Origin of the sequence: Paenibacillus sepulcri, assembly GCF_042647105.1 — a bacterium.
Classification (GTDB): Bacteria; Bacillota; Bacilli; order Paenibacillales; family Paenibacillaceae; genus Paenibacillus_Z; species Paenibacillus_Z sepulcri.
Window position 1 is genome coordinate 7,558,159 of sequence record NZ_JBHRUP010000001.1, and the last position, 12,538, is coordinate 7,570,696.

Genomic DNA, 12,538 nt, shown 5'->3' on the forward strand with positions numbered 1-12,538 from the left:
AGGTGCAACCATCATGAACATCAAGCGCGCAACCGGTCAGAATACGCTCACTTATAACCAGCATAGTCCGGCAATGGCCGCGATGCTATCCCTGATTCCGGGTCTTGGGCAGCTGTACAACCGCCGCTGGATCAAGGGGATTCTGCTCCTCATACTGGGCTTGAGCCTGATCTATTCTCTCTCTGTACCGGTATTCAACGGCATCGCAGGCTTAATAAGTCTTGGCGATAATCAGGAAACGGACGATTCCCGCAGTCTGCTTGTTCAGGGCATTTTATCCGTAATACTGCTTGTCATTGTCCTGGGGCTGTATGCGCTCAATTTATTGGATGCGCACAAGGACGCCAGGAAGCGGCAGGAGGGTATCCGCACCCCGTCCGTACGGCAGGCGTTCCTGGACAGCTGGGAGCACGGCTTCCCGTATTTCGTCGTTATCCCCAATTTTATTATGATGGCGCTGATCGTTATTTTCCCTCTGCTGTTTATGATCTCGCTCGCTTTCACCAACTATAACCTGTATAACTCTCCGCCTGCGCATCTGCTGGATTGGGTCGGATTCGCCAACTTCAAGGCCTTGTTCACGGAAGCGGTCTGGAGTAAAAGCCTGCTCTCCGTATTATCCTGGACGGTCGTCTGGACCCTGGTCGCGACAACGCTGCAAATCACGCTTGCCTTCTTCCTGGCCGTGCTGGTCAACGACAGCCGCGTGAAATTCAAGCGGGCGATCCGCACCGTTCTCATTCTGCCTTGGGCGGTGCCTTCCTTTATGACCGTCCTCGTGTTCACGGCGATGTTCAACGATACCTTCGGCGCCGTCAACCGGGATATTTTCTCCCGCTTCGGGTTGGTCATTCCGTGGCTGTCGGACCCGTTATGGGCGAGATTTGCGATAATCGGCATTCAGGTATGGCTGGGCTTCCCTTATGTATTCACCCTTATTACCGGCGTGCTGCAAAGCATCTCCAAGGATTGGTACGAAGCAGCGGATGTGGACGGGGGCTCCCGCATCAAAAAATTCCGCTATATCACGATGCCGCATGTTCTATATGCGACTGCGCCGCTGCTCATCACGCAGTACTCGTTCAATTTCAACAATTTCAATCTTATTTACCTGTTCAACAAAGGCGGTCCGCCTGTCCCGGGCCAGAACTCGGGCGCCACGGATATTCTGATTTCGTGGGTGTACAGTCTGACCTTCAATGAGAACAACTACAAAATGGCAGCGGCCATTTCCATTATAATGGGCCTCGTCGTCGCGGCGTTCGCCTTCTACCAGTTCCGCAAAACCCGCTCTTTCAAAGAGGAGGATATGTACTGATATGAAGCGCTCCTTGAAATCCGCTGTGGAATTATCGGGGATTTACCTGGTGGTCCTGATTATGTTCGCCGTTATTCTCTATCCCCTGGTGTGGGCGTTCAGCATGTCGCTGAATCCCGGCACGAGCCTGTTCGCCTTGAAGCTTATTCCCGACAACTGGTCGCTGGAGCATTACATTTGGCTGTTTGCAGATCCGCAGAGCAACTACACCCTCTGGTATAAAAACACGCTGATCGTAGCCTTCGCGAACGGCCTGGCTTCGGTCTGTCTCGTGTCCATTATCGCTTATGTATTCTCGCGATTCCGGTTCGTCGGCCGGAAGAACAGCATATATACATTTCTGCTTCTGCAGATGTTCCCAGTGCTGATGGGAATGGTGGCGATTTATCTGCTCTTCAATACGGTGAATCTGCTGGATACGTTTACCGGCCTGATTCTGATCTACGTATTCGGCGGGCTGCCGATGAACGTATTCCTTGTAAAAGGGTACCTGGACACGATTCCCCGCGACCTGGACGAATCCGCCAAAATGGACGGAGCGGGCTATCTGACGATATTCTTCCGCATACTGGTCCCGCTCGCAAGGCCGATCATCGCGGTCGTCGCCCTGTTCACCTTCATGGCGCCGTTCTTCGACTTTCTCACGCCCCGGATTATTATCCGCAGTCCGGAGAAATTCACTTTGGCGCTGGGATTGTATAACTTCATCAATGATAAGTTCGCCAACAACTTTACTATTTTCGCGGCGGGAACGATCCTGATTGCCATTCCGATTGCAACGGTATTCCTTCTGCTGCAGCGGTTCCTCATCTCGGGTCTGGCCGACGGGGCCACGAAAGGTTAATGTTGTTTCGTTTTAACCCTTCCGGGCATACATTGGATAGACGGATACCCATTAAGGAGGAACACCATGATGACAGATGCAATTCTGCAATCCCCCGACTTAAGCCTGGCGGCCGATTCCAACCGGGTGCTCAATTATAAACGCGATCCGCAAAATTATATAACCCAGCTGTTCGGCCCGCAGTTTCCCGCGATAAAAAACGGTTTTTTCAACGTCCATGTGAGCAAGGGGATTATAGTCCAGCCTCATTGGCATACCAATGTGACGGAGATGGTTATTGTCATTAGCGGAGAAGTGGTTACATCGGTTTTCAACCCCTTTACACAAAAGCTGATGACCTATTGCCTGAAGCCGGGACAGGTGTCCTTGTTCCCCAAAGGCTGGTTCCACTGGATTATTTGCGAATCCGACCACGCTCATATTCTTACTGTTTTTGATCAGCCAACTCCTGATATTGTCTATGGATCGGATTTCCTGCGCAGTATACCCAAGGAAGTGATGCAGCGGGCTTATTGCATCAATGAGGAGGATTACGCCAAAGCGGTAGCGCCAATCAGGGAATCTGTCATTCTGGGGCCTCCCCCCGGATGCTTCCAGAATACGATGGGCGTCCAGCAAGCAATTTATACCGGCCCCTACGCATAGAAATCATCTATACGGGGGAGGTAGCAATCCGAATAGGTCTTGAGAGAGAAACGAATCTCGCCGTCAGGCTGATTTTCGTTTCTTTTTCATTCAAGCCGGATAATCTCTGCAGAAAAAGCTTAAAGTGCCTCGATAAACTTATTTCATCTATTTACATGCAGCTTCAGGCAGCGCGGAGCGGAATCTTATCACTTGCATGAGTGTTGTAGAATAGAGGCAGCAGGGCAAAAAAGAGCAGAAAAAAACTTTGGGTAAAAAGGAGAATGCCAAATGAAACTTTATTATGAAGCTCCGGACGTCAAGGAATATCATGCGTTAAGAACGGCTGCTGGCCTCAGCACAAAGGACGACTCCGCGGCGGCGAGGGCTTTAAGCCATTCGCTTTTTTCAATAGTCATAAGAAGCAACGAATCGGAGCTTATGGGGATGGGCCGGGTCATCGGCGATGGAGGCTGTACCTTTCAAATTGTGGATATTATCGTCAATCCCGCATTCCGGGATGTGGCGCTGAACGAGCTCATCATCCATGAGATCAAGGGATACTTGAATCATAACGCTCCGAAAGATGCCGATATTATCGTAATGGCTGATGCGGCGAACCTTGGCTTTTATCAAAAGCATGATTTTAAGCTTGTGTATCCGGAATTATACGGCATGTCACTAACGTTGTAGAACAATAGCCGGCAGCACTTGGCGAAAGTCACAATCTTAGCATATGGAGTTACAATTATAGTAGCCGTATCATGAAGGGGCATTGTATGATGGGTGGATGGAGCGAAGTGATATAAGGGCGGGATCGTGATGTTCAACAGGACTAAAAGGAAAACGTTTACATATGCGATTGCGATGGTGCTTATCGCTTCAATCCTAACCGTTTATTTCATGCTGGGCGGGCAGTGGCCCGGCTCCGGCAGCGGCAGACAACCGGCGATGACGTCAGGCGCTCAATCAGCCGCCGCATCGGTCGCGAATGGGACGGCAATCCATTCCGCAGGTCCTCCGGACAATCTGGTCATGGTATTTCCCGCCGGCAATGAGCCGAAGGATCTTGCACTCGTCGAGCAGACGATTAACCGGTATTTGTTGAAAAAAATCAATGCAGCACTGGATATCCGCACGATTGACATGGGTGCCTGGTGGGACAAGACGGGCCTTATGTTCGCTTCCGGCGAACAGATCGATATCCTCTTCACGGCGGGATGGATGCGCTTCGGAGATGAGGTGGCGAAGGGCAGGTATCTGCCGCTTGATGACCTGCTTGACCGGTATGGGGAAGGGATTCGCGAAATTCTCGATCCTTCCATTCTGGAGGCGAGCAGAATCAATGGCAGCCTCTACGGGATCGTGACGAACAAGGAGTTCGCCTCCAGCAAAGGGCTGGTCCTGCGGCAGGATATCGTGGATAGGCTGGATCTTGACCTGTCGCAGGTCAGGAAGCTGGCTGATCTGGGCCCGGTCTTCGAAGAGGTCAGGAGGAAGGAGCCGGTCATGGCTCCCCTGCAGGTGCGGGCGGACAGAAGCCCGCTCACCTTCATGATGCAGTACGGCATATTCGATATGCTGGGCGAAGGCCCCGGCGTGCTGCACCGCAGCGGCAATACGACGGAGGTTGTGAATATGGCCGAGACGGCCGAATTCAGGGAATACGTGAAGCTGATGTATGAATGGAACCGTGCCGGCTACCTGAACGCGGATGCAACCACGTCCAAGGACAACGAGTACGATGCCGTCAAGGCAGGCAATGCATTCTCTTACGCGGAGTCGATCAAGCCCGGCTTTGAGATCCAAGCTTCGCGGGATACGGGCTACCCGATGGTGAGCGTGGAGCTGACCAAGCCGTACACGACAACAGCCGATACGACCAGCGCCATGTTCGCTATTACCCGAAGCGCCAGGTTTCCGGAGAAAGCGATGATGCTGCTGAATTTGCTGTATACCGATCCCTATCTGTTGAACCTGCTCGACTGGGGAGTGGAGGGCGTCCATTATATCAAGAAAGATAACAACGTCATCGAATATCCTCCCGGCGTGGACGCCAAGACGGTCGGCTACAATTTGAACCAGCCATGGATGTTCGGCAATCAGTTGAACTCCTACTTATGGGATAACGAGAATCCGGGCTTATGGGAAGAATACCGCCGCTTCAACGAGCAGGCCGACAAATCCAAAGCGCTCGGGTTCGTCTTCAATCCCGGGAAGGTCAAGGCGGAGATTGCGGCTTCCATCCTGGTCGAGAAGGAATTTATGCCCGACTTTTCCGCAAGGTGCACGGCGTAACGCCGCATGATTACCGCAAGCCCTTCAGAAGATCATAAATCCCGAAGCCGCCGCTCATGGTGGCTTTTTGTTGTGCGCCTCACAGTCGCACAATCTAAGTGGTTCAAATCCACTCGGTAACTTTACCCTTTAAAGTGCCGTAGCCGAAGAAGAAGTCCTACTCCAGTGGAGTAGGATTGGCAGGGTGTCTCTCGCGAGGGGGAATCCGAAGGGCCTGCAGGCAAAGTCCAGCCCGGAATGCGGTGAACCAGAGGTGGCGGCGATGCAGGGTGACCCGCCAACAAAACGGGGAAGCCTATGCAAATGTGCATATCTTGCAGGGAAACAAACAAAGGGAAATGACCTGTAAGACTCATCGACGTGATTAGGGTCGGGATGGATGGAATAGAAGGTGCAGATAACTGAGGGAAGTCTCGTAGATTCCTTGACGCAAACGCGACAAGGTAGGGGAGGTATAACCCTAAAGGGGAAAGCCGAATCGATGGGCTGCGAGATGGCGGATCGTCCCGTAGTAGCGAGTAAATCCGAGCCGATGAAAGCTGGTAACAGTCTGGAGGGGAAAACTCGGATGAGTATGCGCAAGCGATGGAAAAAAATCGCAGTCGCATAACCTGCTTCCACTTCAAAAGAGGGAAGACAGCGGCAAAGGGGACGTGCTTCGTCAAAGACTGTGCGTTTGCGTGAGTGGAGATCGTAAGCGCCTTAAACCAACGAGGGCAGCTGCAAGTGGGTGCGTCCCGCCAATGGCGCAAGAACGCCAACGGATAGAGGGCTGCTGGCGACCTGAGTACACGGCGGACAAACAGGAGCGATTGGCAAAGCGCCTAAGACGCATTTGCTCGGCCGTGGAACAAGCAAGGAATCGATCATCTGTAGCGGAAACAATACCAGCTTGGTGAGTAGCGGCAAAGGTGGTGAAACACCATGAAACCGAAACGACGATACTACACCCTGATCGACAAAGTATACCAAATGGACAACCTGTACAAAGCATGGCTGTCGGTGAAGAAGAATCAAGGAAGCGGCGGAATCGATGGCGTAAGCATGGCGATGTTCGGGAAGAACGTGAGCCTGAACCTGAGGGAACTCCAACGGCTACTGCAACAAGGGCGGTACAAACCCGACCCGGTGCGACGACACTTCATCGAGAAGGAAAACGGGAAATTAAGGCCGCTCGGCATTCCCACAATCCGAGATCGCGTATGTCAGCAAGCGGTACGCCAAATCATCGAGCCAATCTTTGAGCAAGACTTCTACTACTACAGCTTCGGCTTTCGAGCAGGATACTCGGCGCACCAAGCAATCCATACAATCCGACGTGCAAAACGCGGCGGATATGAATACGTGGTAGACCTGGATATCATGTCTTTCTTCGATGAAATTCCGCATGAATTACTGATGGAGAAAGTACAGGAGAGAATAACCGACGGCAAAGTACTGACGCTCATTCGCGGCTTTTTGACGGCGGGATTCATGGAAGATGATCAGTTCCATGAAACGGAAATCGGGTCTGCACAGGGCGGCAATTTATCGCCATTGCTTGCGAATGTGTACTTGAACCATTTCGACTGGGGGATGAAGGAGAAGGGCTTCGCCGTGGTAAGGTATGCAGACGATGCCGTTATTCTTTGCAGAACAAAGGAACAGGCAGAAGAAGCATATGCAGCGGCAAAGACCATCCTGGAGGACGAATTGCAATTGCGGATGCACCCGGAGAAAACGAAGGTCGTGCATTTCGATGACGGATTTCGTTTTCTGGGATTCGACTTCTGGAAGGATTATCTGATCGTGCCCGATACGAAAGTGAAGAAGTACAAGGATAAAATCCGGCAAGCCACCCGAAGACAACAAGGAAACAACCTTGAAGAAATGCTCAAGAAACTCAATGAAAGTGCCCGAGGATTTGGTAACTATTTTGGCATAGGGAATGTAAGGAAAAAGTTTCAACGGCTGGACGAATGGACGCGAATGAAGGTTAGAGCCTTTATGCGCAAGAAGAAGTCCACGGTTTCAAACGCGCTGATTCCCAATAAAGTTTTGGAAATGGCGGGAATGGTATTTCTGACAAGCCTGCTCACCACGCGTTCCTAATTCAGGAGTGAAATATGCAATTCGGTGACGGATGATGAGAACTCACTCCTGAAGATGGGGAACTGACGAAGGAAAGCCGTGTGCGGGAAATCCGCATGCACGGTTTGACGGGGAGTCCGGGGGAGTAATCCCCCGTCTTACCCTACTTACGTTGAGCAAAAAACCAAACAATAGATGGAGTTGTTTGTTGTTTTACTGAAAAATGTGAATCGTTTTCTTGTTTATTGATCGGGAAAACAGGTAAATATATAGACAATATAACAAAACGTCTATATAATTTACGTTATATCGAATCGATTGTTTGGTTTTTGTGAACTTCAATTTTCCGGGCGTGTCCTTTATTTGATCATAAGTCAGGAGGGCACAGCGAATACAGGGACACAGCAATGAAACGAAGTGCTGATCCGGAGCAGCATAAACTTAAAAAGAATAGATGTCGGCCGCCGATGTCTGTTAAATCGAAGAAAAAGGGAATGAAAAGAATGCTTCAAAACAGCTATGTACGAACCATCATCCTGTCCAGAGTACTCTTGCAGCTTGGAATCTGGATCAGAAATTTTGCAATCTTGCTGTATGTAACGGATTTGACAAATAATAACCCGCACTATGTAGCTCTCATTTCCGTTGTTGAATTTGCGCCGATCTTTATATTTGCCATCATTGGAGGAACATTCGCTGACCGATGGAAGCCCAAACGAACGATGGCAGGAAGCGATCTCATCTCTGCTCTGTCTGTATTCATCGTGCTGCTTGTACTTGAGAGCGGCGCATGGTATGCGCTGCTGGCGGGCACGTTTGTTTCCGCAAGCCTCTCCCAATTCTCGCAGCCTTCCGCGATGAAGCTGTATATTAGGCATGTGCCTGCTGAACAGCTGCAGGGCGTTATGGCGATGTCCCAGTCCCTGGTGGCTGTGTTTACGGTTCTGGGACCGGTTATCGGCACTTTTGTTTTTTTGCAGTACGGCATTCAGGTTTCTCTCATCCTGACGGCTATCATGTTCCTGGGATCGGCTTTAATATTGTCGCGGCTGCCGCGGGATACGGATGAACCGCAGTCAAACGGATCCGGGGGTTTGATGCAGGAAATGATGACAGGCCTTCGATATTTATGGACCAATCGCCCGCTACGAACGCTGAGCGCAACATTCGCAGCTACGGGACTTGCAGCAGGCATGATCCAGCCGTTGATGCTGTTTATATCGATTGAGAAACTGGGACAAGGCAAGGAGTTCCTGCAGTATCTGCTTGTGGCGAACGGTGCGGCGATGCTGGCGGGCGGGATTGTCATCATGGGTATCGCAAAAAAGGTCAAACCGCAGGTTTTGCTTGCGGCCGGTCTGCTTGTGACTGCCTTTTGTACAATCGGAGTTGGTGTATCGACATTCATTGCATTGACATTGGTGCTGCAGATCATGAATGGATTATTTTATCCGTGTATTCAAGTCGGCATCCAGACGCTTATTATGACCAATACAGAGGGTGCGCTGATCGGCCGTGTCGGGGGAGCGATTACACCGATATTTATGGGGATGATGGTAGTGGGCATGGCTGCTTCGGGCTATTTGAAGGATGCATTTTCTCTCCTTGCGGTGTTTGCCGCAAGCGGCTGCCTGCTTGTAATGGGTGCCCTTCTGTTAGCTCCCCTCATTCAAAAAAAACGTACCGCTCAAAATCATTCACAAACGCTGTAGCTCATATGGAAGAGGCATTCCTTGAGCCATATATATGGTATCTAGTGCATATTCATTGAAAGCAAAGATTTGCAGGTGAACAAAATAAACTGCACATATATGCTCTATCCCTGTATCTGACCGCATGCCTGGTATCCGCATGCGGTCTTTGTTATGGCGCAGCGGGAGAGGCTGATTCTCATTTATTCAGCTTGCCCGCTGCACGGAATTCCCGCGGAGATTGTCCGGTTTGCTTGTGAAACAACCGTGAGAAGTAATGTACGGAGCTGAAATGATACTTGTCGGCGATTTCCGTAATGGTTAACGAGGTACGGAGCAAATCCTCCATGGCCCGGCCGATCCGGAACCCGTTCATATACTGGACGGGGGAATATCCGGTCGCCTGCTTGAATAGCTCGAAGAAATGCCCCCGGCTCATATTCAAGCTGCTGTAATACTGCTCCAGCGGCTTCGGCGGAACGCTGAGCAGATCTCTTTCCATTCGATCCAGCATATGGCTGATTCTGGGGTCCGGGATATGGCTGTCCTTCAGCATATGCTGCAGGAAATAATCAATGAAGCTTTGGAAATTCCGCTGTGTCGTCAAGCTCCTCATGAAGGTCCGATCGCTGGTGTAATCACCGGACTTGTAGAAGCTCTGGAACAGATCGATCCACGGGCGGAGGGAGTCCACGGCAGCGGCAACGGGAATTGGAAAAGGGAAGTCCGGGCCAATGAAAGCCGTCTGCAGCTCTTCCGGGTTGTAGCAGATGGGTGTGGACCAATCGGAAAGAGCTCTTCTCTCCACATAACTCCAGTCAAAATAACAGCAGACATGCACCATCGGATCGATGGAATCCGCTACCCACTCATGCGGCTGCCCGGCAGGCACATACATCAGCGATCCCGGTCCGGCCTGGTAGGCTTCTCCTCCTGTCAGCAGAACGCCAGAGCCCTCGCTGACCAAATAAATGGAGCTGGAATAGCAGATCCGGGGAGCGCTGGACTGGCCCCTGGAGAACGGATAGCGGGATGCATAATAGACATACGGATGGAATGCGGAAAAATTCATGCGGCTGCCCCCAGATGGTTGAAAATCTGAATTGATCTGACTATTGTGCAATTAAATGACCGGCTGCTAAATACATTGTTCTGCAGTTCAGATAGATTAAATACTGTACTGCAAGACTATCGTAGATGGAGTACAGATTGCAAGCTTACCGGTAATCGTGGACTGGGGAACAAATCCATGACAGCGCTTTAAGACAAATTTATATCCAGTTAAGAAAGGCAGATGCTTAGATGAAGCCATTTGAACAAGCCAGGAAGCATCCCATTACGTTCACCGGTCCCGCACCGGATTTCTTCGAAGGAGCGCTGCTCGGGAACGGCGGACTTGGCGTAGTGGTTACCACCCGGCCCGATGCCGTCATGATCCACTTCGGGCATAATAATGTATGGGATATCCGTATAGCGGAGGATCACGCCGATGAGATCGGCACCTTCCAGGACGTATACAACAGGCTTAAGGACATTCCGGACCATTTGTCCTCGCTGACAGAGGATTCCTGGTACCGGGAATACTGTGAAATGACCGGAGAAAATTACCGGAAATCCTATCCGAGACCCATGCCCTGCGGCTCGCTGCTGCTCCAGTTCGACCGGCGCGAAACCGAGGTGCTCGGACATACCCTTGATATTTCCAATGGGCGGTGCAGGATTGATTTTCTGGTCGGCGGAAATCCCGCGCAGCTGGAGTTATTCGTGGAGCAGGAGCATGACCGCCTCTGGCTGCGAACGGCAGATACGGCAACGGGAAGAGAGATTCCGTTGTTCCACGCGTTGACGCTCATTCCGGATCCCGAGACGCCGAAGGAATTCCCCAAAGCGGCTTCCTTCGTGGACGGAGATGCTTGCACTGTTGCCTTTACGCAGCATCTGCCTTATGTGGAGAAGCCTGGCGCTGATTACGGAGGACATGTTAAAGACAAAGCGTTCCGGCTGGCAGTCAGGACATCCGGCGGTTTCGCTGCTTCCTCCAAGGATCAGCCGCTATCGCTGAAGCTGGACACGAAAAACGGCTTCTCCGCATGTGTCGAGCTGTGGGAAGGGTTGAATTCCGAAATCGCTGCTGTTTCAGACAAGCTGCCCCCCGGTCAGGATGCCTGGAACGACGCCGAATCCGGCACGGAGGAAAGCTGGAGAGATTATTGGAGCCGTTCCGCGGTTGCGCTGGAGGATGAACTGCTGGAGCGCACCTGGTATTGGAATCTGTATTTCTTCAATTGTTCGGTAAAAGAGGGCGTGACCTGTCCGGGGTTGTTCGCCAACTGGAGCTTCAGCTCGATCGGCTCCGCCTGGCATGGCGATTATCATATGAACTATAATACGCAGCAGCCGTTCTGGCTGGCTTTCTCCAGCAACCATCTGGACAAGCATCTGCCTTATGTCGATATGGTTGATCATGTGCTGCCGGTCAGCCGCAAATGGGCGCAGGAATATTACGGCTTGCGCGGCGCTTATTATCCGCACTCCGCCTATCCGGTTGACATGACGATGATGCCTTATCCCGTGCCCCACTGGGGATGGGAGATCTGTGAAACGCCATGGACGGTGCAAAGCCTCTGGTGGCATTACCTGTATTCCATGGACGAGACCTTCCTGCGCGAGCGGGCTTTTGTTCCGATTAAGGAAGCGGCCTTGTTCATGGTTGATTATATGAAACGGCCCGAAGCCCGGGGCGGGCGCTGGGGGGATGACAACTATCACATTTTCCCTACTGTGGTACCGGAGCTGTATGAGCTGTCGCCCGGATTTGCCAAGAACAGCGACTGTCTCGTGGACCTGACTTTGACGAAGTTTCTGTTCCATGCCTTTGTCCGGGCCTGCGGCGTTCTTGGCGAAGAGGAAGCCGAGACTGCCTTGCTGCACGATGTGAAGGACATTCTGGCGAACTTCCCGGACTATCCGACAGCCGAATCCTCCAGGGGGACCGTATTCGTCTCCGTAACAGGCGAGGATGCCGAGGTGGTCTATAATGTTCCGAATCCGATCACGACGGTATTTCCCGGGGAAGAGCATGGGCTGCATTCCGATCCTGAAGCGTATCAAATTGCCGTCAACTCCTTCCTGAATCACCGCAACGAAGGCGGGAATGAGCTTGTATTCTATAATTTTGCCGGAGCCAGGCTTGGTATCCTCGATCTGGAACGGTTCAAGCGGCAAATTCATTACTGCCTGCTGCCGAACGGCACCTGCACCGACCGGGTGCTGATGACCGGGGGGCGCTACGCCGCTACAACCAACTTTGATTTTATGTCGGGAATGGGAATCTGGTTTGAGAATTTTGCCCTACCGGCGGTCATTAATGAATGCCTGCTGCAAAGCTATAACGGCGAGCTGCGTTTGTTCCCGAACTGGCCCAAGGACAAGAGGGCGGAGTTTCATACGCTCCGGGCCGTTGGCGGTTTCCTGGTGAGCGCGTCTGTTGAGGCAGGCGAAGTGCAGGCTGTGGAGATCATCAGCGAAGCCGGCTCCACATTGACCTTTCACATTCCTTGGCCGGAAGGGGCATTCTGCACCGGTTCCTTCGGCGAGAAGCGCATGAGCGGTGAAATCGGCGAGCTTCCGACAACGGCAGGCGAGACCATCCGCATCGTGAAACACAGCCAATCTGATTCAAGGGGAGCATGA

9 protein-coding genes are annotated in these 12,538 nt (G+C 51.8%); 8 read left to right on the plus strand and 1 reads right to left on the minus strand.

Annotated elements, in window-relative coordinates; genetic code table 11:
- Window positions 1-13 precede the first annotated feature (13 nt).
- The 7 genes from ACFOLF_RS32835 (at window position 14) to ACFOLF_RS32865 (ending at window position 8,866) form a co-directional block, all read left to right on the plus strand.
- Complete coding sequence (locus ACFOLF_RS32835; protein WP_379112613.1) at window positions 14-1,318, plus strand: sugar ABC transporter permease; 1,305 nt, start codon at window positions 14-16, stop codon at window positions 1,316-1,318.
- Window position 1,319: 1 nt separating this feature from the next.
- On the plus strand, window positions 1,320-2,162 hold the full coding sequence (locus tag ACFOLF_RS32840; protein WP_210043991.1) for a sugar ABC transporter permease: 843 nt from the start codon (window positions 1,320-1,322) through the stop codon (window positions 2,160-2,162).
- A gap of 69 nt (window positions 2,163-2,231) precedes the next feature.
- A complete protein-coding gene (locus ACFOLF_RS32845; RefSeq protein ID WP_210044056.1) occupies window positions 2,232-2,807 on the plus strand; it encodes a cupin domain-containing protein in 576 nt (191 codons plus the stop codon).
- Window positions 2,808-3,077: 270 nt separating this feature from the next.
- Window positions 3,078-3,479 carry a GNAT family N-acetyltransferase gene (locus tag ACFOLF_RS32850; RefSeq protein ID WP_210043990.1) on the plus strand — a complete coding sequence of 134 codons (402 nt, stop codon included), beginning with the start codon at window positions 3,078-3,080 and terminating at the stop codon, window positions 3,477-3,479.
- Between the two features lie 129 nt (window positions 3,480-3,608).
- Window positions 3,609-5,084 (plus strand): ABC transporter substrate-binding protein, encoded by a 1,476-nt coding sequence (locus tag ACFOLF_RS32855; RefSeq protein ID WP_210043989.1) that lies wholly within the window; start codon window positions 3,609-3,611, stop codon window positions 5,082-5,084.
- A gap of 924 nt (window positions 5,085-6,008) precedes the next feature.
- Window positions 6,009-7,175, plus strand: coding sequence for a group II intron reverse transcriptase/maturase (gene ltrA, locus ACFOLF_RS32860; RefSeq protein ID WP_210043988.1), 1,167 nt, complete (start codon window positions 6,009-6,011; stop codon window positions 7,173-7,175).
- Between the two features lie 482 nt (window positions 7,176-7,657).
- Entirely contained in the window at window positions 7,658-8,866 is a 1,209-nt protein-coding gene (locus tag ACFOLF_RS32865) for an MFS transporter (RefSeq protein WP_210044055.1), read from the plus strand.
- Between the two features lie 178 nt (window positions 8,867-9,044).
- Here the strand turns inward: ACFOLF_RS32865 and ACFOLF_RS32870 are convergent, their stop codons facing one another.
- Window positions 9,045-9,917, minus strand: a complete 873-nt coding sequence (locus ACFOLF_RS32870) for an AraC family transcriptional regulator (RefSeq protein ID WP_210043987.1) — start codon at window positions 9,915-9,917, stop codon at window positions 9,045-9,047.
- Between the two features lie 230 nt (window positions 9,918-10,147).
- Between ACFOLF_RS32870 and ACFOLF_RS32875 the strand changes: the two genes are divergently transcribed.
- Window positions 10,148-12,538 (plus strand): glycosyl hydrolase family 95 catalytic domain-containing protein, encoded by a 2,391-nt coding sequence (locus ACFOLF_RS32875; protein WP_210043986.1) that lies wholly within the window; start codon window positions 10,148-10,150, stop codon window positions 12,536-12,538.